The organism is Glutamicibacter sp. NPDC087673 (genome assembly GCF_044743255.1).
Classification (GTDB): domain Bacteria; phylum Actinomycetota; class Actinomycetes; order Actinomycetales; family Micrococcaceae; genus Glutamicibacter.
The window spans coordinates 205973-227747 of sequence record NZ_JBIUWB010000001.1 but is presented as its reverse complement, the minus strand read 5'-3'; the positions used below and the strand labels follow the sequence as shown (position 1 = coordinate 227747).

At 63.9% G+C, this 21775-nt stretch carries 15 protein-coding genes; 9 read left to right on the top strand and 6 right to left on the bottom strand.

Annotation, left to right across the window (positions count from 1 at the left end; genetic code table 11):
- Positions 1 to 212: 212 nt before the first annotated feature.
- A complete protein-coding gene (locus ACIOTL_RS01040) occupies positions 213 to 1094 on the bottom strand; it encodes an SPFH domain-containing protein (protein WP_133834112.1) in 882 nt (293 codons plus the stop codon).
- Between the two features lie 133 nt (positions 1095 to 1227).
- On the opposite strand from ACIOTL_RS01040, the gene ACIOTL_RS01035 reads away from it, so the two are divergent.
- Complete coding sequence (locus ACIOTL_RS01035) at positions 1228 to 2217, top strand: aldo/keto reductase (protein WP_332727552.1); 990 nt, start codon at positions 1228 to 1230, stop codon at positions 2215 to 2217.
- 22 nt (positions 2218 to 2239) lie between these two features.
- Here the strand turns inward: ACIOTL_RS01035 and nirB are convergent, their stop codons facing one another.
- Positions 2240 to 4855: a nitrite reductase large subunit NirB gene (gene nirB / locus ACIOTL_RS01030; protein WP_400341296.1), complete on the bottom strand. Its 2616-nt coding sequence runs from the start codon at positions 4853 to 4855 to the stop codon at positions 2240 to 2242.
- A 358-nt stretch (positions 4856 to 5213) separates the two neighbouring features.
- Here nirB and nirD point away from each other — a divergent pair, with 358 nt between their 5' ends.
- Positions 5214 to 5591 (top strand): nitrite reductase small subunit NirD, encoded by a 378-nt coding sequence (gene nirD / locus ACIOTL_RS01025; protein WP_105662151.1) that lies wholly within the window; start codon positions 5214 to 5216, stop codon positions 5589 to 5591.
- A gap of 263 nt (positions 5592 to 5854) precedes the next feature.
- On the opposite strand, the gene ACIOTL_RS01020 is transcribed toward nirD, so the two are convergent.
- Genes ACIOTL_RS01020 through ACIOTL_RS01010 form a run of 3 tightly spaced genes read right to left on the bottom strand, consistent with a single transcriptional unit; the run spans position 5855 to position 10888 of the window.
- Positions 5855 to 7345, bottom strand: a complete 1491-nt coding sequence (locus ACIOTL_RS01020; protein WP_400341294.1) for an FAD-dependent oxidoreductase — start codon at positions 7343 to 7345, stop codon at positions 5855 to 5857.
- Positions 7342 to 9477 (bottom strand): molybdopterin oxidoreductase family protein, encoded by a 2136-nt coding sequence (locus tag ACIOTL_RS01015; protein WP_400341293.1) that lies wholly within the window; start codon positions 9475 to 9477, stop codon positions 7342 to 7344. Before ACIOTL_RS01015 ends, ACIOTL_RS01020 begins: the two co-directional genes overlap by 4 nt.
- A 1-nt stretch (position 9478) precedes the next feature.
- The gene (locus tag ACIOTL_RS01010) at positions 9479 to 10888 is read right to left on the bottom strand and encodes an MFS transporter (protein ID WP_105656195.1); all 1410 of its coding nucleotides are present in this window, start codon (positions 10886 to 10888) and stop codon (positions 9479 to 9481) included.
- Positions 10889 to 11323: 435 nt separating this feature from the next.
- Between ACIOTL_RS01010 and ACIOTL_RS01005 the strand changes: the two genes are divergently transcribed.
- The 6 genes from ACIOTL_RS01005 to ACIOTL_RS00980 all read left to right on the top strand — a co-directional run bounded on the left by ACIOTL_RS01005 (position 11324) and on the right by ACIOTL_RS00980 (position 19132).
- On the top strand, positions 11324 to 11809 hold the full coding sequence (locus tag ACIOTL_RS01005) for a nucleoside deaminase (protein WP_105656196.1): 486 nt from the start codon (positions 11324 to 11326) through the stop codon (positions 11807 to 11809).
- A gap of 12 nt (positions 11810 to 11821) precedes the next feature.
- On the top strand, positions 11822 to 13324 hold the full coding sequence (locus ACIOTL_RS01000; RefSeq protein WP_105662034.1) for an NCS2 family permease: 1503 nt from the start codon (positions 11822 to 11824) through the stop codon (positions 13322 to 13324).
- Positions 13325 to 13596: 272 nt separating this feature from the next.
- Positions 13597 to 15102, top strand: a complete 1506-nt coding sequence (locus ACIOTL_RS00995; RefSeq protein ID WP_365942732.1) for an FAD binding domain-containing protein — start codon at positions 13597 to 13599, stop codon at positions 15100 to 15102.
- Positions 15099 to 17432, top strand: coding sequence for a xanthine dehydrogenase molybdopterin binding subunit (gene xdhB / locus ACIOTL_RS00990; protein ID WP_365942731.1), 2334 nt, complete (start codon positions 15099 to 15101; stop codon positions 17430 to 17432). The genes ACIOTL_RS00995 and xdhB overlap by 4 nt, the downstream gene beginning before the upstream one ends.
- A 2-nt stretch (positions 17433 to 17434) precedes the next feature.
- Positions 17435 to 18253 (top strand): xanthine dehydrogenase accessory protein XdhC, encoded by an 819-nt coding sequence (xdhC, locus tag ACIOTL_RS00985; RefSeq protein WP_400341292.1) that lies wholly within the window; start codon positions 17435 to 17437, stop codon positions 18251 to 18253.
- Positions 18254 to 18379: 126 nt separating this feature from the next.
- Positions 18380 to 19132 (top strand): hypothetical protein, encoded by a 753-nt coding sequence (locus ACIOTL_RS00980; protein ID WP_365942729.1) that lies wholly within the window; start codon positions 18380 to 18382, stop codon positions 19130 to 19132.
- 112 nt (positions 19133 to 19244) lie between these two features.
- Here the strand turns inward: ACIOTL_RS00980 and mmuM are convergent, their stop codons facing one another.
- Complete coding sequence (mmuM, locus tag ACIOTL_RS00975) at positions 19245 to 20192, bottom strand: homocysteine S-methyltransferase (protein ID WP_365942728.1); 948 nt, start codon at positions 20190 to 20192, stop codon at positions 19245 to 19247.
- A gap of 130 nt (positions 20193 to 20322) precedes the next feature.
- Between mmuM and ACIOTL_RS00970 the strand changes: the two genes are divergently transcribed.
- Positions 20323 to 21771 carry an amino acid permease gene (locus ACIOTL_RS00970; protein ID WP_365942727.1) on the top strand — a complete coding sequence of 483 codons (1449 nt, stop codon included), beginning with the start codon at positions 20323 to 20325 and terminating at the stop codon, positions 21769 to 21771.
- Positions 21772 to 21775: the final 4 nt, after the last annotated feature.

Genomic DNA, 21775 nt, shown 5'->3' with positions numbered 1-21775 from the left:
GACAGGTTCGCGGCTTGAGAGTATTTAGGGATCATCAACGACTCTGTTTCAGAAAATTGACCCGCTCATCTCATTAGCAAGTAGCGATTCATAAAACTTTTCCCCACGAGTCACCCCGTAAACACCAGCGCAACGAAGTTCATTAGTGCAGGTCCAAAATTAAGCTAGTCATCGCCCCTGTCCTGTGGACGGGGGCGATGACCAAAGGGGGACTATTTGCTGTCTTTTTCGCCAGTCATCGTAATGGGCTGGACCCCTGAATTCGGGAAGCAGCCGATAGGGCTCTGGCCGGATTCGGCGACGATATCCAGGCACTTGGACGTCAGGGTTTCCGGAGTCAGCGAGCGTTCCAGGATCTTGTTGGCTTCGGCTTCAGCGGTGCTGGTCTGCTTGCGCTGCTGGGCCACGCGGGTCTTGGCGGTTTCCGCCTGCAGTTCATTGATGCGGTTCTGCGTCGGCTCGTCGAAATTGATGATCGGCAAGGTAACCGAGCGGATCTCGATCTGGGTCTTGACCTTGGCCTGCATCTTTTCCTGGACGGACTTCGCCAGGCCCTCCAAGTCCTGGCCGCCGCTGGCCGGTTCGCCGTATTCCAGCGGATCATAGGTGGCCATGACCTCGTTCAATGCGGCGCGGAAGTTGCGGTCGACGAGGTTGGACTGGATGCCCTCGAAGGTGCGGTAATCCAGGAACACGTCCATCGCATCGTCGGTCTTCAGCTGCCACTGGATCGAGGCGTCAACGTCGGCTCGGCCGTTGTTGCCCAGGCGAACCGGGATGGCGCTGCTGGCGGAGTAGACGTCGTTCTGCACCGAGCCATCCAGCTTCTCGACCTTTTCCCATGGCCACTTCAGGTGGAAGCCGTTGCTCACCACGGAGGTCGGCTTGCCCAGCGCGACCTTCACGCCTACAGTGCGTGGCTGCACGATGGTGGTTGACATGATGGCCAGCACGATCAGCGAGACGATGAAGATGCTGATTCCGGTGAAGCGCGTGGAAGAGCGGTTCTTGTTTTCTGGCTTCATGGATTTGCTGGCAAGCATGACGAGCAATCCTACGACGGCGCAAATGACCGCAAGAATAGTGGGGAACATGATCTCCTCGATGGTGTGACGGTAATTTATATTCTATCGTTTAGATAATTGAGAACAAATTCAGACACCGCAACACAGCAGAATGATCTGCCATCGACCGGAAATATGCACTGCGGGCACTAGACTCGGAGGCATGCAAAAACGAGAACTTGGACGTACCCACCGCAACGTGTCGGCCATTGGCCTGGGCACCTGGCAACTAGGCGCTGACTGGGGCTCGGTAGACGAGACCGACGCGCTAGCCGTACTCGATGCCGCCTACGAAGCCGGGGTGAACTTCTTCGACACCGCCGATGTCTACGGCGATGGCCGCAGCGAGCAGCTGATCGGCACTTGGCTGAAGGCCAACCCGGATGCCGGGGTCACCGTGGCCACCAAAATGGGCCGCCGTGTCGAGCAGCTGCCGGAGAACTACAACCTGGATGCCTTCCGCGCGTGGAATGACCGCTCCCGCAAGAACCTGGGCGTGGACACCCTGGACCTGGTCCAGCTGCACTGCCCGCCAACCCCGGTGTACTCCACCGATGCGATCTACGATGCGCTGGACACCATGGTGGATGAAGGCCGGATGGCCAACTACGGCGTTTCGGTGGAAACCGTGGATGAGGCGCTGGCGGCAATTGCCCGCCCGAACATTGCCACCGTGCAGATCATCATCAACGCCTTCCGCCACAAGCCGCTGGAAACCGTGCTTCCGGCAGCCCGCGAGGCAGGGGTGGGGATCATCGCCCGGGTGCCGCTGGCCAGCGGATTGCTGACTAACCGCTACACCCTGCAGACCGAGTTCGCCAAGGACGACCACCGCAACTTCAACCGCGACGGCTCCTCCTTCGACGTCGGGGAGACCTTCTCCGGCGTGGACTACGCCACCGGTCTTCAAGCCGCTGGCGAGTTCGCCAAGCTGGCTGCCGCAGAAGCGCCCGAAGCCACCAGTGCCCAGGTGGCTTTGGCTTGGCTGGCCGCCCAGGACGGGGTGAGCACCATCATCCCCGGAGCCCGCAATGCGCAGCAGGCCCGCGCCAACGCGGCTGCCGGCTCGCTGCAGATCTCCGAGGGCTTCAACACCTCGGTCCGCGACCTCTACGACGCCAAGCTGCGCGAACAGATCCACCCGCGCTGGTAGCAGCACGGGTGGGATGCCGTTCCTAGCCTTGCGGCGCCCCGACCGGGATGCTGGCACCTAGTGCCACCGGCTCGGCGGGGCGCTGCTGTCCGCGCTCGGAAACATATTCCAGCTCGGTATCCGGTGCGGCGGTGTTCACGAAGGAACGGAAGCGCTTGAGCTTCACCGGGTCGGCCAAGGTGGCGGCCCACTCGTCCTCGTAGTTGGCCACGTGGGTTTCCATGGCCGCTTCCAACTCGTCGGCCAGGCCCAGCGAATCCTCGATCACCACCTGCTTGGCCCGTTCCAATCCGCCATCCAGGTCCTGCAGCCAATGCGCGGTGCGCTGCAGCTTGTCAGCGGTGCGGATGTAGTACATCAGGTAGCGGTCGATGTACTTGAACAGCGTTTGATCATCCAGCCCGCCGGCCAGCAGTTGGGCATGGGCCGGGTTGGCGCCGCCGTTGCCGCCCACATACAGGTTCCAGCCATCGGTGGTGGCGATCACGCCGATGTCCTTGGCGCGGGCCTCGGCGCACTCGCGGGCACAGCCCGAAACGCCCATCTTCAGCTTGTGCGGTGCCCGCAGGCCCCGGTAGCGCAGCTCCATTTCGATGCCCAGCGCGGTGGAATCGAGCATGCCGTATCGGCACCAGGATGAACCGACGCAGGTCTTCACATTGCGCAGCGACTTGCCGTAGGCCTGGCCCGATTCGAAGCCGGCGTCCACCAGCTCGCGCCAGATCTCGGGCAGCTGCTCCAAGCGGGCGCCGAACATATCGATGCGCAGGCCGCCGGTGAGCTTGGTGTACAGGCCGTATTTCTGCGCCACCGCTGCAATCACGCCGAGCTTCTCGGGGGTGATCTCCCCGCCCGGGATGCGCGGCACCACCGAGTAGGTGCCGTCCTTCTGCATATTGGCCAGCACGCGGTCGTTGGTGTCCTGGGCGCCGGCAAGACCTGCATCCATCGGGTGGGCGCTGGTCTGCGAGGAGAGGATATTGGCGATCACCGGCTTGCAGATATCGCAGCCCTGGCCGGTGCCGAAGCGTTCCATCACCTCGCCGAAGGCCTGCAACCCGGCCACGCGGATGGCTTCGTAGAGCTCCGGACGGGAGAAGGAAATATGCTCGCACAGGGCGGTGGAAACTTCCGCGCCGTCCTTGAGCATCTGCGCTTCCATGAGCTTCTTGAGCATCGGCACGCATGACCCGCACTGGGTGCCGGCACGGGTGCACCCCTTCAGCCCGGAAACGGTGGTCACCGGCGCTTCGCCCTCGAAGCAGCCGCAACCGGAAACGGCATCGCGGATGGTGCCGGCGGTGACCGAATTGCAGGAGCACAGCACCGCATCATCGGGCAGTTCGCCCTCCGGCGCTTCGCCGCCCAAGGCGCTGAGGTACGCGCCTGGTTCGCCGGGCAGCTCCCGTCCGAGTAAAGGACGCAGCGACTGGTACGGGGTGGCATCTCCAACGAAAATGCCGCCGAGCAGTGTCTTGGCATCGGAGGACACCACTAGCTTCTGGTACAGGCCGCGCGGGGCATCGGCATAGACCACTTCCAGCGCCCCCTCGGCGCGGGCGAAGCCATCGCCAAAGCTGGCCACATCCACACCGGAGAGCTTGAGCTTGGTGGCGGTGTCGAAGCCGGCGAATTCGGCTTCGCCCCCGGCCAGCTGTTCGGCCACGATTTCCGCCATGGCGTTGGCCGGAGCGACCAGGCCAATGCAGAAACCCTCGTAGTTCGCGACCTCGCCGATAGCCCAGATGTGCTCGATATCGGTGGCGCAATGCGCGTCGATGACCACGCCGCCGCGTGGGCCCATGCCGAAACGGGGTGCCGGGCTTCCTGCTTCGTCAAGGGCCGCGTTGTAATTGCGGATCAGTTCATCGCGGGGACGAACACCGATCGAAACGACCACCATATCCGCATCGATGGTGCGTTCATCAGCCATCAGCACGCCGGTGACAGCCGTGCTGCCGGACTCCTGGCTGGTCAGGATTTCCTGCGGGAAAACGCCGTTGTGGACGGTGAATCCGGTTTGCTCGATGAGCCGGCCCATGGCTTGGCCAGCGCCTTCATCCAGCTGGGTGCCCATCAGCCATTTGCCGCCATCAATGACCACTGCCTCCGCACCCAGTGCTTGGGCACCCGCGGCAGCTTCCAAACCGAGCAGCCCGCCACCGATGGTAGCTACCACCGGGGTGCGGCCCAGGGAAGCTGAAAGTTCCTTGACCTTCTGCGCGATGGACCAGACATCTTCCAGCGTGCGGTACACAAAGGTGTGCTCGTTGCCGGCGATTGGCAACGTGGCCGCGTTGGAACCGGTGGCCAGCACCAATTCGTCGTAGCTGAAAATGCGTCCGTCTTCCGTGGTGACCGTGCGCTTGGTGCTGTCGATAGCGATGGCCTTGGCGTTGGTTTCCAAGGTGACATGCTCGGCTTCCCAGAGCTTCGGATCGCCGAGGGTGAGATCGACTCTGGGGTTGGTCAACGCCTGGGAGAGCGCCACGCGATCATAGGGAAGGTGGGTTTCTTCGGTCAATACCGTGATGCTCAGATCCTGCGGTGCGCGGCTGGCCAGGGCTTCGGTGAAGCGGTGGGCTGCGGGACCGCCGCCGATAACCAGGATGTTGCGTGCATTGTGTGGAGTACCCATGATCAATTTCGACTTTCGCTGGGAAACGGTGAGTTTCAGGCTGATGAGTCCACTGTAGAAAGCATGCTTTGCGCCGCAATTACCCTTGTGTTTCGGCCGGAGCAATTCTCTCCACCATCAGACGAAAGCCAGGTGAAGCGGCTGAAACAAATTCGAATCATTCGCAATGGGCAATCGTTGCGCAAAGGCAATTGGACAGGATAAACCAGCGGATTTCCGGGAGAATCCAGGATTCACGGTGCCCATTTTTGCTGTTAGGCATGCTTTACGGACTGGCAACGGCTGGAAGCATCGGGCGAAACATGCGGCTTCTAAGCTCGGTATGTCAGCAGATGCCAACCACGAAGGGCTTACGTTCATGAGCACGCAAATTGCAGAAGACACCCGTGAAGCTACTTTGAGCTTGGCTCCGCTTTGCCGCAGTGCAGAGCTGGAGCGTGGATGGGGAGAAGCGCTGTGGCTCGAGGCCACACAGCTAGCCCTGTTCCGTACCGAAGAAGATGCCTTCTACGCAACCTCGCATCACTGCCCGAACAGCGGCGCGAAGGTCATGGCCCGCGGCATTCTGGGCGACACCATGGTCGAAGGAACCAGCGTGGCCACCGTTGCCTGCCCGCTGCACAAGGAAGTGTACCGACTGGATACCGGCGAATGCCTGAACGCCGATTCGCTGCCGCTGCCAGTGCAGCGGCTCATGGAAATCGAGGGACAGCTATGGATGGAGCAGAGCAAATGAGTATCAAATCAGATCGCAGCCTGAACGTCGAGCATTCGGCCTGGCAAGGCTGGTACGAACTGAACGACGAGACGGATTCGCTTGCAACCAACTAGCTCCGGCTATCGCATTTTCCAGCGGTGGCGTGCAAGAATAAGGCAACTCGCATCATCATCCAAACGCAGGGACGAAAGCTCACGGCTTTCGTCCCTGCGATTTTGCGTTCCGGCCGGGCATAGGCAAGGGCGGCCAGCTAGCTGGGAGCCGACCGCCCATTGGAGTCATTACGCCAGGGCAGGCGCCTTGGCCAGCAACTCTTCGATCTTCGCTTTGCACCCGCCGCATCCGGTGCCCGCACGGCAGTTCTCGCCGACCTCGGCGACGGTGGTGCAACCAGCGCCTACAGCATAGGCTACCTGGCCGTAGGTAGCGCCCGAACAGCGGCACAGCTGATCATCATCGCTGGGGGTAGCAGCGATTTGATCCGTTGCCGGATCATCCAGCCGCAAGAGGGCCGAACGGTCTTCAGGCAACGCGGTGGCCCGTTCATAGGCCAGCACGAGTTCGGCACTGGTTTGCGGCAATCCCATGGCCAGGAATCCGGTGACCGTATCCTGCCGGGTGACGATCTTCAGGTACCGTCCGCGCGCAGGATCTGCATAGACGGTTGCCTGCAGATCGGTATCGTCCCAATAACCGGCGCTGATATCGCCGGCGGCAGTCAGCTCGATGCCTTGTCCCTTGAGCATCAATACATCAGAAGCAGAGAAGTCCGGGGCAGCAAGCGGCTCGGAGCCAGAGGAACCAGCCAGCCGCAACAACTGCTGGGACAACCATGCGGCTTGGGCCCAGCCCGGGGCCAGCAATCCGACCGGTGGCTGTCCTGCAACTTCGGCACAGTCACCGAGGGCGAAAATTCGCTGCTCGGTATCGGCGCAAAGGAATTCATCAGTCTTAATACCGCGGCCCACCGGTAATCCGCAGCCCGAGGCCAGCTCTGTTCTGGCTCTCACACCCGTGGAAATGAGCAGGGCATCAGCCTGGATCAGTCCGTGGGCGGAAGTCATCAGGCCGGTGAAACCCTGTGCATCCTTCTGAATGCCACTGGCCTTCGCACCAGGGATCACCTCGACACCTGCTTCACGCAGATTACGCGTCAGCAGCGCCCCTCCATCCGCATCCACGACGCGTCCCAAGGGGGCCGGACCGTGATGCACCAGCACCGCCTGCGCCCCGGTACGCGCAATGGCCAACGCCGCCTCAATGCCCAGAACACCGCCGCCGAGAATCAAAATGCGCTGGCCAAGATCGATAGATTTGCGCAGCTGGTGGGCGTCATCCACCGTGCGCAGGGCGAAAACTCCGGCTGGCAGTGAAGCATCAGCGTGCGGATCGAAATTCAGGCCGTTGAGCGTGGGGATCACCGCTCGGGCGCCAGTGGCGAAAACAAGCCGGTCGTAGGACACATAGTCATTGCCGCCCAGATGGATCCGGCGCCGTGAGCGATCGATGCCGGTAGCCTGCACGCCCAAGCGCACGTCGACTCCGGCATCGGCCAGGCGTTGCGGATCCACCATGCCCAAATGCCCGAACTCGGCGGCTCCCACTGCCAGTTCAGCGAGCAGCACACGGTTGTAGGCCAGGTGGTCTTCGGCGCTGATGATGGTGATGGCGCAGTGGCCGGCCGCCGCTGCCGGGAGCAGCCCTTCGACAAGGGACGCGGCGACGGGGCCGAAGCCGATGATGATAATGCGTTGCGGGCGTTGCTCGTTCATTGTTCCTCTTTCACAGCGCTCAGCGAAACATGGGCGTGCTTGAATTCCGGCATCTTGCTGTACGGGTCGACCTTCGCCTCGGTCAGCAGGTTTGCGGTACCGGAATCCGGGTAGTGGAAGGGCAGGAAGACCGTGTCCAGCCGGGCATCAGCGGTCAGCAGCGCGCGGGCGGTGACTTCACCGCGTTCATTGCTGATCACGACCTTCTGCCCCTGGGCAATCTGGTGGGCCAGGGCGGTTGCCGGATGGATTTCCAGCAGCGGTTCCGGAGCGGCCTGGGCCAGCTCGGGGACCCGGCGCGTCTGGGCGCCAGACTGGTAGTGCTCCAGCAGCCGGCCGGTCACCAGGGACACGGCCGCGTTGTTCTTCCGGGGTTCCGGTTGGAAAGCAACTGGCACCAGCACTGCACGCCGATCCGCATGCGCAAAACCGTCAAGGAATAGCCGAGGGGTTCCATTGCGGATGCCGCGCCCGGCCTTCACTTCGGTGCCTGCAGGGCACGGCCAGTAGATGGCCGCCCCGGCATCGAGGTCATCCCAACGCACCCCCGAGTAGTCCGCCAGGCCACCGGCCGAAGCCAATTTGAGTTCTTCGAAAACTTCCCGCGGATCGGGGGAGAAGTGGCCGGGAGCATCCAGCCGCTGGGCGAGCTGGGCGAGGATCCACAGTTCGCCGCGCGCATGTTCCGGTGCCGCCAAGGCAGCGCGGCGGCGCAGGATCCGCCCCTCCAAGTTGGTCATGCTGCCTTCTTCTTCAGCCCATTGCAGCACCGGCAAGACCAGGTCCGCTTGGGCTGCGGTCTCCGAGAGGAAAAAGTCGCAGACCACCAGGAAATCCAGCCTGGACAGTGCGTGGATCACGCGCGACGCATCGGGTGCGGAGATCACCGGGTTGGCCCCGTGGACCATCAGCATGCGCGGACCGGTGGGGGTACCTAGCGCGTCGAGGAGTTCAACGGCGGGAAGCCCGGGACCGGGAATGGTTTCGGGGTCAACACCCCAGACGCGGGCTACCTGCGCACGGTGTTCCGGGTCGGTGATCTTGCGGTAGCCGGGAAGCTGGTCGCACTTTTGCCCGTGTTCCCGACCGCCCTGCCCGTTGCCCTGGCCGGTGATGGTGCCGTAGCCGCCGGCCAGGGTTCCGGGCAAGCCGAGCAGCAGCGCGAGGTTGATCGCGGCGGTGACAGTATCGGTGCCGTTGGAATGCTGCTCGATGCCGCGGCCGGTGAGGATGTAGACGGGCTTGCCGCCGGCCTTCGCTTCGCTGGCCGCCTGGGCCAGGGCCCGGGCGGTGTGCCGGATCTGCTCGGCAGGAACGCCGGTGACCTGGGCGGTGCGTTCTGGCCACCAGCTGGCCAAGGAGGCTTTCACTGCATCGAAACCGTTAGTGCGGGCGGCCAAGTAGCTGGTGTCGGCCAGGGACTCGGCCACCAGCACGTGGGCCAAGCCCAGCAGCAGCGGTAGGTCGGTGGCCGGGGTCGGCTGCAGGTGCCAGCCAGCATTATCGGCGCAGAGCTTGGCTGTAGCTGAACGGCGCGGATCAACCACGATCAGCCCGCCGTTCTCACGGGCTCCGGCCAGATGCCGGACAAAGGGCGGCATCGTATCGGCCACGTTGGAACCGAGCATCAGGATCATCCCGGCCGAATCCAGATCAGCCAGCGGGAAAGGCAATCCCCGGTCCAAGCCGAAGGCGCGGTTGGTGCCGGCGGCTGCCGAGGACATGCAGAACCGTCCGTTGTAGTCGATGCGCGAGGTACCCAGGGCAAGCCGCGCGAACTTGCCCAGCTGGTAGGCCTTTTCATTGGTCAGCGACCCGGAACCGAAGACCGCGAGTGCGTTGGCTCCGGATTCGGCCCGGATGCCCAGCGCCTTTTCGGCAACCAGATCCAGCGCATGCTCCCAGCTAACCGGGGCAAAGCTTCCATCGGGCTGGCGGAGCAGGGGTGATTGCAGGCGTTCTGGGTGATCGAGCAGCGTGGCGGCGCTATAGCCTTTGCGGCACAGCGCCCCGCCATTGGTCTCGAAGTCCCGTCCCCTCAGGCTCACCGGTTCGGTGCCGTGATCCTGCTGGTTGGATTCCAAGGTGATGCCGCACTGCAGGGCGCAATAGGGGCAATGAGTGTCGGTCATCCTAGACTCCGTGCTGGGCGAAACGGGTGCCTGAGCGTGCATAGGCGAACCATGCGGTGGCCATGAGCAGCAGGTAGACCGCGATGAAGATGATGAACGCCGTGGTGTAGGCGCCGGTGCTGGATAAGGACAGTCCCAAGGCCTGGGGAATCAGGAAGCCGCCGTAGGCGCCAATGGCCGAGATCAAACCGAGAGCGGCGGCCGCCTTGCGCGAAGAATCCACCTGGCTTGCCTGTTTTCCCTCGTCGCTCAGGGCAAAGACTGCCGGGATCATGCGGTAGGTCGAGCCATTGCCGATGCCGCTTGCGGTGAAGAGCAGCAAGAACAGGAATAGAAACATCCAGAAGTTGGCCCGTGGCAGGCTGAGCACTAGCGCAGCGGTAATCAAGGCCATGGCTCCGAAAGTCGCCACGGTGATGCGTGCGCCGCCGAGCTTGTCAGCGATCTTGCCTCCGTATGGACGGGCCAGGGACGCGACCAGCGGGCCAAGGAAGGCCAAGGTGATGGTTGCGGTGCCCAACGGCAAGGCCGCGTATTCGGGGAAAGTGTCAACGATCAGCTTGGGGAATACTGCCGAGAATCCGATGAAGGAGCCGAAGGTTCCCACATACAGTGCGGAGATGATCCACAGGTGCTTTACCTTCAGGCAGGCAATGGCGCCGCGGATATCTGAGCGGGCCGACGACAGGTTGTGCATGTATTTCCAGGCACCCCATGCGGAGAGCAGAATCAACGGGATCCAGAGCATCCCTGCCAGCGGAAGCTGCAACGCCCCGGCGGCGAAGACCGTGACAATGACCGGTACAAGCAGCTGGGCGACCGCCGCGCCGAGGTTGCCGCCGGCGGCGTTGAGGCCCAACGCCCATCCCTTGCGGGAAGCGGGGTAGAAATAGGTGATATTAGCCATCGAGGAAGCGAAATTTCCGCCGCCGAAGCCGGTCAGCGCCGCAAGGCTGAGCATGACCCAGAATGGCGTGGACGGATCAGCCAGGGCCAGGGAAATGCCGCCGGCCGGAATCAGCAGGAGCAGCGCGGAAATGACCGTCCAGTTGCGCCCGCCGAAACGGGCCACCATGAACGTGTAGGGGATGCGCAGTGTGGCACCGACGAGGCTCGGGATGGAGATCAGCCAGAACAGCTGCGTGGTGCTGTAGCTGAATCCCGCTACTGGAAGATAGACCACGACAATGGCGAAAAGCTGCCAAACGCTGAATCCGAGGAACTCGGCGAAGATGGACCACTTGAGGTTTTGGCTGGCTACCGCAGATCCGGTGCGCTTCCAGAATTCTGGATCCTCCGGGGTCCAATTGCTGACCCAGCGTCCCGGTTGCACTTGCAGTGCCTGCGATGTGTCAGATGCTTCTAGCTGTGCGCTCACGTTATCCGATCCCTTCTCTAGCACTTGATGCATCTGAGCTTCTCAAAGAGGTATTTCGCCTAGGTGCTCAGGTTGTTGCGCCGAAGGGAACTTAAATTCACCCGCCGGATCGGTGCGCCGATAGGCGGCTGTAATGTGTTGGAAACCCGAGCCCCGGGGCAACGATCCAGCTTCGGGAGTCGCGGTGCTGGAGGGAGGGCCAGTCCCGTCGGATCGCTGCAAGTGGGAGAGGGGATGAGCGGCAAGACGGCAAGTTTTTGTTCATGATGCGAAAAAGAGATTTCAAAAGAAGTGTTGCGTGCGTCACAATCCGCTGATAATCTCGTAGCTGTCTATGGCGGGCACCCACCTGATGGGTCGCTATCTACCGGGCATGCAACTGATCGATTTCAGGTGACAAGCGCAACCGGTAGCTAGCGCCAAGCAGCGCGCTGCGGTTCTCTTGTCCAAAGCATGAGGAGCCACGCGATGAGCGTTACTACCACTGGCCAAGACTATCTTTCGATGGCCATCGATATTGCCACCACAAATGTCCACAACGCCGGCGGGCCTTTCGGCGCCGTCGTGGTCGCCCCCGACGGCCAGGTCTTCGAAGGGGTCAACCGCGTCACGGCCAACAATGATCCATCGGCGCACGCCGAAGTGGTGGCCATCCGCACCGCGGCCGCCGCCTTGGGGACCTTCGACTTGAGCGGCTGCGTGCTCTACAGCAGCTGCGAACCCTGCCCGATGTGCCTGGCCACCTCGCTGTGGGCCCGCATCGGCAAGGTCTTCTTCGCGGCCAACAGGCATGATGCGGCTGCCGCCGGATTCGACGACGCGGTGTTCTACGACTATTTCGAAGCAAAATCCAACCGCTCGCTGATGCCGGTGAACTGCTTCCAGTCCGAAGGCGGCGAGCACCTGTTGCCGTTCAAGGCATGGGATTCGCAAGAATCCCGGACCGACTACTAAAGGTCCAGGACCATGACCACGACAAGTCGCTTGCCAGCTGGCCCCCAGGGCGCGCAGCGCGGCAGCAAGCCGCGCCGGCCGGGCGGGCCGGGCGGCATCCTGGACGCGTTCTTCAGCATCACCGAACGCGGGTCCACGCTGGCGCGGGAATTGCGCGGCGGGATCGTCACCTTCTTCACGATGGCCTACATCGTGATCCTCAACCCGCTGATCCTCGGCGGATTCAGCGCCGAGGCCGCACCCGTGGATGTGGCCGGCAACTGGCTTCCGGCCGCGCAGGTCGGGGCCATGACCTCGCTGACCGCCGGGGCCATGACCATCCTGTTCGGGCTGATCGCCAACCTGCCCTTCGGCCTGGCCGCCGGGCTGGGCATCAACTCCTTCCTGGCCGTCTCGGTGATCCAGGACGTCACCTGGCCCGAGGCCATGGGACTGGTGGTGGTCAACGGCGTGCTGATCGTCCTGTTCGGGATGACCGGGGTGCGCACCGCGATCTTCCGGGCCATCCCCAAGGACCTGAAGGCCGCCATTACGGTGGGCATCGGGCTATTCATCACCTTCATCGGGTTCGTGGACTCCGGCTTCGTCACCCGTACCGCCGCCGGGCCTCCGGTCCAGCTGGGCGATGGCGGGTCGATCGTCTCGATCCCGACCATGGTCTTCGTGGTGGGGTTGCTGATCATGGGCGCGCTGGTGGCCCGCGGGGTGCAGGGCGCGATCCTGATCGGCATCGTGATCTCCACGGTGCTGGCGATGATCGCCGAGCTGGTGTTCAGGATCGGGCCAGCCGGCGCGGATAACCCGCATGGCTGGCACCTGAACATGCCGGTGCTGCAGGGAAATATCGTTTCGTTGCCGGATTTGTCGCTGGCCGGGGAGTTCGACCTGTTCGGCTCCTTCGGGCGGATCGGCGCGCTGGCGGCGACGATGCTGGTGTTCACCTTGGTGTTCACGAACTTCTTCGACGCCATGGGCACCATGACCGGACTGGCCAAGAATGCCGGTCTGGCGCGCAAGGACGGCACCTTCCCGCGGCTGAAGGCCGCGTTCGTAGTCGAGGGCCTGGGCGCGGTGGCCGGAGGCATGGGCTCGTCCTCCTCGAATACCGTCTACGTGGATTCGGCGGCCGGCATCGGGGAAGGGGCGCGCACCGGGCTGGCTTCGGTCATCACCGGGGTGCTGTTCCTGGGTTCGATGTTCTTCACGCCGCTGACCTCGGTGGTTCCCATTGAGGTGGCGGCCGCGGCACTGGTTCTGGTGGGCACCTTGATGTGCGCGCAGATCCGCGAGATCAACTTCAAGCGGTTCTCCAGCGCCATGCCGGCGTTCCTCACCCTGATCACCATGCCGCTGACCTACTCCATTGCCAATGGCATTGGCGCAGGGTTCATCGCCTGGGTGGTGGTGAACACCGCGGCCGGGCGGTACGCCAAGATCCACCCGCTGCTGTGGGTGGTGGCGCTGGGCTTCCTGGTGTACTTCGCACGGGGCCCGATCACGGCCCTACTGGCCTGAGCTGATACGGGCTATAGTAAGGATCCACTGAGGTGAGGTGGCTCACCTTGATGGTTTGCATGGATGTGAATGATCCGAATTCTGGAGGGTAATCATGGGCGGATGCCTCGCCTGGTCCAAGGGCCAGATAGCGCACGGAAACTGATCCCGCCGCAGCACGCGGCGGCGCCCTGGACGAGCCTGGAACTTCCGGCAGGGCGCCAGATCCCACCCATTATCCAATTCATTCATGGTGCGCCGGGCGATACCCGGGCGCAGGAGGTGTCAACGGCATGAGCGCCGAGGCAACGCAAGAGACAAAATGCCAGGTTACGGTCAACGGAAAGGTCCGGGAATTCGACGGGCCGCCGCATACCAACGCGCTGGATTTCCTGCGCGGGCAGCAATTGATCGGATGCAAGGAAGGCTGTGCCGAGGGCGAGTGCGGCGCCTGCTCGATCCTGGTGGCCCGCAGCGATGGGGAAGGCAGCAGGTGGACGGCGGTCAACGCCTGCCTGCTGCCGGCCGCGGCGCTCGACGGCCAGGAAATCATCACCTCCGAAGGGCTGGGCAGCGTCGCGGCGCTGCATCCGGTGCAGGAAGAGATGGCCAACCGCGGCGGATCCCAGTGCGGTTATTGCACCCCCGGATTCGTCTGCTCCATGGCCGCCGAATACTACCGCCCCGAGCGGACCGCCAATCCCGCAGTCAGCGCGGGTGATGGCGGGGAGCACGAGTGCGGACCGAATGGATTCGACCTGCACGCGCTGTCGGGCAATCTCTGCCGCTGCACCGGATACCGCCCGATCCGCGACGCCGCCTACGCGCTGGGCGAGCCTGAGCCGGATGACCCGCTGACTGCCCGGACCCAGCACCGGGCCCCGGCACCGGTGGCCACCGACATCCAGCGCGCCGATACCCCTACCGGGGACCTGGGCCGCTTCCGCCGGCCGGCGGACCTGGACCAGGCACTGCAGATCCTGTCAACCGAACCGCAGACCGTACTGGTGTCCGGTGCCACCGACTGGGGCGTGGAGGTCAACATCAAGGGCGCCCGCGCCCGCTCGGTGCTGGCCATCGACCGGCTGCCCGAGCTGCGCCAGATCCACTGGAACGAGCAGTACCTTGAATTGGGTGCAGGCTGCACCCTGAGCGAACTGGAACGCAAGCTCGCCGGGCAGGTTCCGCTGCTCTCCCAGCTCTTCGGGCAGTTCGCGTCAAAGCTGATCCGCAATAGCGCAACCATCGGCGGCAATCTGGGGACCGGATCGCCCATTGGCGACACCCCGCCGGCGCTGCTGGCGCTGGAGGCCGAGCTGGTGCTTTCCAGCATCCGCGGCAACCGGATGGTGGCGCTTTCGGGCTACTTCACCGGCTACCGGCAGACCGTGCGCGAGCCGGGGGAGATGATCACCGCGATCCGCATCCCGCTGCCGCTGGCACCGCTGACCAGCTTCCAGAAGATTTCCAAGCGGCGCTTCGATGACATTTCCTCGGTAGCCATCGGCTATGCGCTCACGGTGTCGGACGGCATGATTACCACGGCGAGGATCGGGCTGGGCGGCGTGGCCGCCACCCCGCTGCGCGCCGTGGCCACCGAAGCCGAGCTGGAAGGCCAGCCGTGGAACCTGGAAACCATCCGGGCCGCCGCGCGCACCATGGGCACCGAAGGAACCCCGATGGATGACCATCGGGCCAGCGCCAACTACCGCAAGGCCATGCTGGCCTCCTCGCTTGAACGGTTCTATGCCCAGCAGCTTGAACGCCGCTTTGAAGCAGGACAGGAGCAGAACTCATGAGCCAGCTATCCCAACGCCCCGACGCTCCGGTAGTCGGCCAGCGCCACCGCCACGAATCGGCGGCCGCGCACGTCACCGGCACCGCGCTGTATACCGACGACCTGGCTGCGCGCCTGGCCGGGGTCCTGCATGCCTACCCGGTGCAGTCCACCTGCGCCCATGGAAAAATCCTGGGCCTGGATGCCAGCGCGGCGCAGCAGGTACCCGGGGTGGTCCGGGTCATCACCGTGAAAGACATCCCCGGGGTCAATGACCAGGGCGCCAAGCACGACGAGCCGTTGCTCCCGGTCCACGAGGTCATGTTCTTCGGCCAGCCGGTGGCGTGGGTCCTGGGTGAAGACCTGGAAGCTGCCAAGGCCGGGGCCAAGGCGGTGCGCGTGGAGTACGAACCGCTGGACTCGCTGGTCACCATCAAGGACGCGATCGGGGCCAACAGCTTCCACGGCATCCAGCCCGAGATCTCCAAGGGAGATCCGGAGGCAGCCTTCGCGCAGGCGGCCCATGTTTTCGAGGGCGATTTCGAGTTCGCCGGCCAGGAGCACTTTTATCTGGAAACGCAGAACTCGCTGGCCATGGTGGATGAGAGCGGGCAGATCATGATCCACTGCTCCACCCAGCATCCCACCGAAACCCAGGACATCGTCTCGCATGTGCTGGGCATTGGTGCCCACGAGGTCACCGTGCAGGTATTGCGCATGGGAGGAGGCTTCGGCGGCAAGGAAATGCAGCCCCATGGCTATGCCGCGGTGGCGGCCCTCGGTGCGGTGCTCACCGGACGGCCGGTGCGGGTGCGGCTGGACCGCACCCTGGACATGACCATGACCGGCAAGCGCCACGGATTCCATGCAACCTGGAAAATCGGCTTCGACGATCAGGGCAAGATCCTGGCCCTGCAGGCCCAGCTGACCGCTGACGGCGGGTGGAGCCTGGATCTGTCCGAACCGGTGCTGACCCGCGCGATGTGCCATATCGACAATTCCTATTGGATCCCGAATATCAGGGTTAACGGGCGCATCGCCAAATGCCATAAGACCTCGCAGACCGCGTTCCGCGGCTTCGGCGGTCCGCAGGGCATGCTGGTCATGGAAGACATCCTGGGCCGGGTGGCCCCGCAGCTGGGATTGGACGCCCGGGAACTGCGCCGCCGCAATTTCTACACCCAGGGACAGGACACCCCGTACTACCAGCCGGTCCGGCATCCCGAGCGCTTGGAGGCTGCTTGGACCCAGCTGCTCGGCTCGGCAGATATCGCCGCGCGCGAGGAGCAGATCGCAGAATTCAATGCCGGGCACGAGCACGCCAAAAGGGCGCTGGCGATGACGCCGGTGAAATTCGGCATCTCCTTCAACCTCACCGCCTTCAACCAGGGCGGCGCGTTGGTGCTGGTCTACAAGGACGGTTCGGTGCTGGTCAACCACGGCGGCACCGAAATGGGACAGGGCCTGCATACCAAGATGCTGCAGGTGGCCGCCACCGCCTTGGGCGTGCCGCTATCCAAGGTGCGCATTGCCCCTACGCGCACCGACAAGGTGCCCAATACCTCGGCCACCGCAGCCAGTTCGGGCAGCGACCTGAATGGCGGCGCGGTCAAGGATGCGTGCGAGCAGATCCGCGGCCGGCTCGCGCAGGTGGCCGCCGGAAAATTGGGGGTTCCGGCGCAAGACCTGCGCTTCAGCGGCGGCAGGGTCACCGCGCTGGGCAAGAGCGAATCGCTGGGGTGGGAAGACGTGGTCAACGCCGCGTACTTCCAGCGGGTCCAGCTTTCGGCCGCCGGCTTCTACCGGACCGAAGGGCTGCATTGGGACCTGTCGCGGATGACGGGCAGCCCGTTCAAGTACTTCTCCTACGGGGTGGCGGCCAGCGAGGTGGAAGTCAGCGGCTTTGACGGCTCCTATGTGCTGCGCCGCGTGGATATCGTCCATGATGTGGGCGATTCCCTCTCGCCGCTGGTGGATCTGGGGCAGATCGAGGGAGGGTTCGTGCAGGGGGCTGGCTGGCTGACCCTGGAGGATTTGCGCTGGGACACCTCCGATGGCCCGGGCCGCGGACGGGTGGCCACCCAAGCCGCGAGCACCTACAAGATCCCGAGCTTCTCCGAGATGCCCGACGTCTTCAACGTCAGCTTGCTGGACAAGGCGCATGAGGAAGGCGCGGTCTACGGATCCAAGGCCGTGGGAGAACCGCCGCTGATGCTCGCCTTCTCGGTGCGCGAGGCACTGCGTCAGGCCATTGCCTCCTTCGGCCGCTCCGGGCGTTCGGTGCCGCTGGCGTCCCCGGCGACTCCGGAAGCGGTGTTCTGGGCGATCGAAGCGGCGCGGGAGGAGAGGTAGCCATGCTGTCGTGGATTGAAGCTGTCACCGCGCTGCGCAATGAACGGCGTCCCGCGGTGCTGGCCACCATCACCGCGGTGCGCGGGCATGCCCCGCGCGAGGCCGGCACGAAAATGGTGATTGCCAGCCAGGAGATCTTCGGAACCATCGGCGGGGGCAACCTGGAGATGGCGGCCATGGAACGGGCCCGGCAGATGATCAGCGCGGGCGGGAACCAGCCGCAGAGCATCACCATGAAGCTCAGCGACAAGGCCCCGGCCAAGTACGGCAGGCAATGCTGCGGCGGCGAGATCACGGTGCTGCTAGAGCCCTTGCCGGTTCCTGCCACGGTGGCGATCTTCGGGGTGGGAAATGTGGGCATGGAATTGGCCCGCATTCTCGCCCGCCATGACCTGGAGCTGCATCTGGTTGATTCGCGCCCGGAATTCCTGGAGGACCTGCCGGTCCTAGAACCGAGCGTGGCGCGGATCCATTCGGCGGTGGCGGTGCTCGGGGAGCAGGTGCTCAGCTGCCTGCCGGAGGGAACGCATGTGCTGATCATGACGCACGATCATGCCGAGGATTTCCACCTGTGCGATGCCGCGTTGCGCCACCCGGGTTTGGGATCGATTGGATTGATCGGGTCGAGTGCCAAGTGGGCCCGCTTCCAGAAGAATCTGCGTGCCAGCGGCTTCAGCGACGAACAGATCGCGGCCATCCAGTGCCCCATTGGGATCGAGCAGGTGCGGGGCAAGCAGCCGGCGGTGATTGCGGTGTCCGTGGCTGCCGACTTGCTGGCGAGGATCACGTCCGGGGCAAAGCAGCCGGTGCGCAGCGCCTAGATGCGGGGCCGACGGGCGATTATGAGAATTGTCTAACGTGGGGAACAAGGAGCAATGCCGGGGAGTTTAAACAGGGGAGAGCGGTGCTTCGTGCACCGCGCCCGCAACGTCTAGGAGGCCAATTCCATGTCCATGTTCGACAAGCTGCTGCGCAAGGGCAAGCAAATGGCCGGCGAGTACGTCCGGGAACAGCTCAACCAGCGCGGCTCCAATAGCAATCAGCGCGGCTCCAATAACCAGCAACGCGGCTACCAACAGAATCCCGGCGGCTACCAGCAGCAGAACTACGGCGAGCGCGGCTACGGCAACCAGCCGGCCTCGGCACCGTCGCGCGAGGATCAGGCCGCGATCGAGAAGTACCGCTACATGCTCCGTACCGCTCCGCCGCAGGATATGGAACGCGCCCACGCCGAGGCTTTCGCCCGGCTGACCCCGCAGCAACGCGAACTGCTGCATCATGAACTCTCCGAGCAGTTGCCGCCGGCAGAACGCCCGATGAGCCAGGACCCAAGGGACCTGGCCCGTTCGGCAACCCGCGCGGAGATGTCGCGTCCCGGGTTCATGGACAAGATCTTGGGTTCCGGCGGCAAGGGACGGGGCTTGGGCATGGCTGCCGGCGCGGCCGGCGGCTTGGGTGTTGGCCTGCTCGGCGGCGTGGCAGGTGCGTTCATCGGCACCGCCATTGCTGGACCGCTGCTTGATGGTTTCGCCGGCATCGGCGAAGAGTTCGGTTCCATGGCCGAGGGCCTGGGCGATACCGTATCCGGTGCCGGGGAACAGCTCTCCGCGGCCGGTGAAGGCCTGGGCGGCCAGGCCGAAGGCATGTTCGGGGACTTCCTCGGCGGTGCCGGTGGGGACTTCGGCGACTTCGAGTTCTAGTAACTGGTCTCAAGCTGGCAGCAACTGCGTGTTGCTGCCGGCTTTTTCGCGCACTGTCCAGGGCTACGGACAAGCCGCTGGCTCAGCGGAAGCCGAAGTGCCTGGAAGGGCTTTAGCCGAGCTGGACGGCTTCGCGGACCCGGGTGATCTGTCCCGGGGTGACCTGGCAGCAACCGCCGATCAGGCGAGCGCCTGCGGCCACGAGTTCGGGAACCGCTCCGGGCAAATCATTGCCTTCAGTTCCTGGGACCCACACACGAGCTTCGTGGTCCCAAATTTCTCCGCTATTCGGGTAGGCCGACAGCGGCAAGCCGGTTTCTTCTCCCAGAATCTGCAACGCGGCCACCGCTTGGGGTACCGGGCAGCAGTTCACGCCGACTGCGTCCCACACGCCGGATTCCTGAACGATTCCGGCTACGACTCGAAGATCGGTGCCATCGCCCAGAACCACTCGGCCTTGGTCATCGGCGCGCACCGCAAGGCTGAGCAACGCCGGCAGCTGCAGCTCCCGAGCCAATACGGTCAATGCTTCTGCTTCTGCCAGGCTGGGCACGGTTTCAAAGATGACCAGATCGGCACCGGCGTCAGCCAGGATTTCCAAGCGCTTGCGGTGCCAGTTGGCCAGCTCGGAGGCCGTCTTGCGATAGGCGCCGTCGTATTCGGTCCCGGCGCCCGGTCCGGCACCGTAGGGACCCACCGAGGCGGCCACCCAGCGTGCTGCGTCCGCGCTCCCAACGCTGGAGGCTTCTCGCGCCAGGCGCACGCTGGTGCGCAGCATTTGTTCCATCTTCTGCTCGGAGCCCACCTGAGCCAGGCCGTCATAGCTGACCTGGTAGGAGCAGGTCGTGGCAACTTGGGCACCGGCAGCGAAAAAGTCCTGGTGCGCCGCGCGGACCTCTTCGGGGCGGTCCATGAGGATCTGCGCTGACCACAGGTGCCCGGTCACGTCATTGCCGCGATCGGCCAGATGGGTGCCGAGACCGCCGTCGAGGATGATTGGCGGGCTGCCTTCGGCGCGCAATGCGTCACGGAAATTGCTGGGGTGGTTTGGGATATGCACGTCATCGAGGGTACACGCCGAGTGCTTGGATGACCGACCTTGACGCCGTGTGACCACAGATGACATGCCCGTCCGGGACTGCCGTCCAAGCTCGATATCCTGCAAGCGCATTCATTCCACAAGGAGCCGCATGACCGAGAGCATCGTCAGCACCAACGAGACTGCACCAGCCGATTCCGGGCTGCTAAGAACCATGACCTCGCGTCATCTGGTGATGATCGCTTTGGGCGGGGTGATCGGCTCGGGCCTGTTCGTTTCCTCCGGATACACCATTGCCCAAGCCGGACCGCTGGGCGCAGTGCTGGCCTATGCAGTCGGAGCCTTGGTGGCCTACATGGTGATGAGCGGGCTGGGAGAGCTGTCGGCGCGGCATCCGGTGGCAGGAGGATTCCATGCACACGCCACCCGTGATCTTGGACCAGCGTGGGGTTTTGCCACGGCGTGGCTCTACTGGCTGTGCTGGGCGGTAGCCCTGGCCAGCGAATTCACCGCAGCCGGGTTGCTGATGCAACGTTGGTTCCCCTCGATTTCCGTCTGGGTCTTCTCACTGGTTTTCGCGGCTTTGCTGTTTGCGCTGAATGCGACTTCATCGCGAGTCTTCGGAGAAACCGAATTCTGGTTTGCGCTGATCAAGGTGGCGGCGGTGCTGCTGGTGATTGTCGTCGGCGCCGCCACGATCATCGGCATCAACCCGGCCAGTGACGCCGGCGTGATTGGCCTGTCCAATTTCAGCACCGAAGGGGGACTGTTCCCTGCGGGGATTACCGGAGTACTGGTCACCGTCCTCTCGGTGTTCTACGCATTCAGCGGTACCGAGCTGATCGGCGTAGCTGCCGGCGAGGCGAAGAACCCGCAGCTGAGCATTCCGCGGGCCATCCGCACCGCCGTGGTTCGCCTGGCGGTGTTCTTCATCGGTGCCATCGTGGCCGTAGCCGCAATCATCCCGTTTGCCGAGGCGGGCGCGAATGAAAGTCCCTTCGTCACGGTCCTGGATGTCGCCGGCCTGCCAGCCGGTGCGGACATCATGAACTTCGTGATCATCACCGCCCTGCTCTCGGCAGGCAACTCCGGACTGTACTCATGCGCTCGCATGCTGCATTCCATGGGAGCCGCAGGCCAGGCGCCCAAAGCCCTGTCCAAGACCAACAGCAGGGGCATTCCGATGCTGGCCCTGAGCCTGTCGATCCTCGGCGGACTGGTATCGCTGTTCTCCAGCTTCATCGCGGCGCAGTCGCTCTTCATGGCTTTGGTATCCATTGCCGGGTTTGCGGTAGTAGCGGTGTGGATCGTGATCTGTGCATCGCATCTGTCGTTCCGCCGGCACTACGTAGCCCTGCATGGATCCACCGATTCCCTGCCCTATCGGGCACCATTGTTCCCGATTCTGCCGATCATCGCCTTGGTGCTGCTTGGCGCTTCACTGGTGGGCGTGGCTTTTGATCCAGTGCAGCGTCCAGCACTGTACTTCGGTGTCCCGTTCACCCTTGCCTGCTTGGCCTATTACCGCTGGCGCCATGGCGCTGGGGTGTTCAGCCCGCAGCGTGAAGCCCAAAGTGCGGGATCGTTCGCGGGAAACTGAACCG

Coding starts and splice junctions, on each gene's coding strand:
- ACIOTL_RS01040 (WP_133834112.1), bottom strand. CDS start 1,094: ATGTTCCCCACTATTCTTGCGGTCATTTGCGCCGTCGTAGGATTGCTC.
- ACIOTL_RS01035 (WP_332727552.1), top strand. CDS start 1,228: ATGCAAAAACGAGAACTTGGACGTACCCACCGCAACGTGTCGGCCATT.
- nirB (WP_400341296.1), bottom strand. CDS start 4,855: ATGGGTACTCCACACAATGCACGCAACATCCTGGTTATCGGCGGCGGT.
- nirD (WP_105662151.1), top strand. CDS start 5,214: ATGAGCACGCAAATTGCAGAAGACACCCGTGAAGCTACTTTGAGCTTG.
- ACIOTL_RS01020 (WP_400341294.1), bottom strand. CDS start 7,345: ATGAACGAGCAACGCCCGCAACGCATTATCATCATCGGCTTCGGCCCC.
- ACIOTL_RS01015 (WP_400341293.1), bottom strand. CDS start 9,477: ATGACCGACACTCATTGCCCCTATTGCGCCCTGCAGTGCGGCATCACC.
- ACIOTL_RS01010 (WP_105656195.1), bottom strand. CDS start 10,888: ATGCATCAAGTGCTAGAGAAGGGATCGGATAACGTGAGCGCACAGCTA.
- ACIOTL_RS01005 (WP_105656196.1), top strand. CDS start 11,324: ATGAGCGTTACTACCACTGGCCAAGACTATCTTTCGATGGCCATCGAT.
- ACIOTL_RS01000 (WP_105662034.1), top strand. CDS start 11,822: ATGACCACGACAAGTCGCTTGCCAGCTGGCCCCCAGGGCGCGCAGCGC.
- ACIOTL_RS00995 (WP_365942732.1), top strand. CDS start 13,597: ATGAGCGCCGAGGCAACGCAAGAGACAAAATGCCAGGTTACGGTCAAC.
- xdhB (WP_365942731.1), top strand. CDS start 15,099: ATGAGCCAGCTATCCCAACGCCCCGACGCTCCGGTAGTCGGCCAGCGC.
- xdhC (WP_400341292.1), top strand. CDS start 17,435: ATGCTGTCGTGGATTGAAGCTGTCACCGCGCTGCGCAATGAACGGCGT.
- ACIOTL_RS00980 (WP_365942729.1), top strand. CDS start 18,380: ATGTCCATGTTCGACAAGCTGCTGCGCAAGGGCAAGCAAATGGCCGGC.
- ACIOTL_RS00970 (WP_365942727.1), top strand. CDS start 20,323: ATGACCGAGAGCATCGTCAGCACCAACGAGACTGCACCAGCCGATTCC.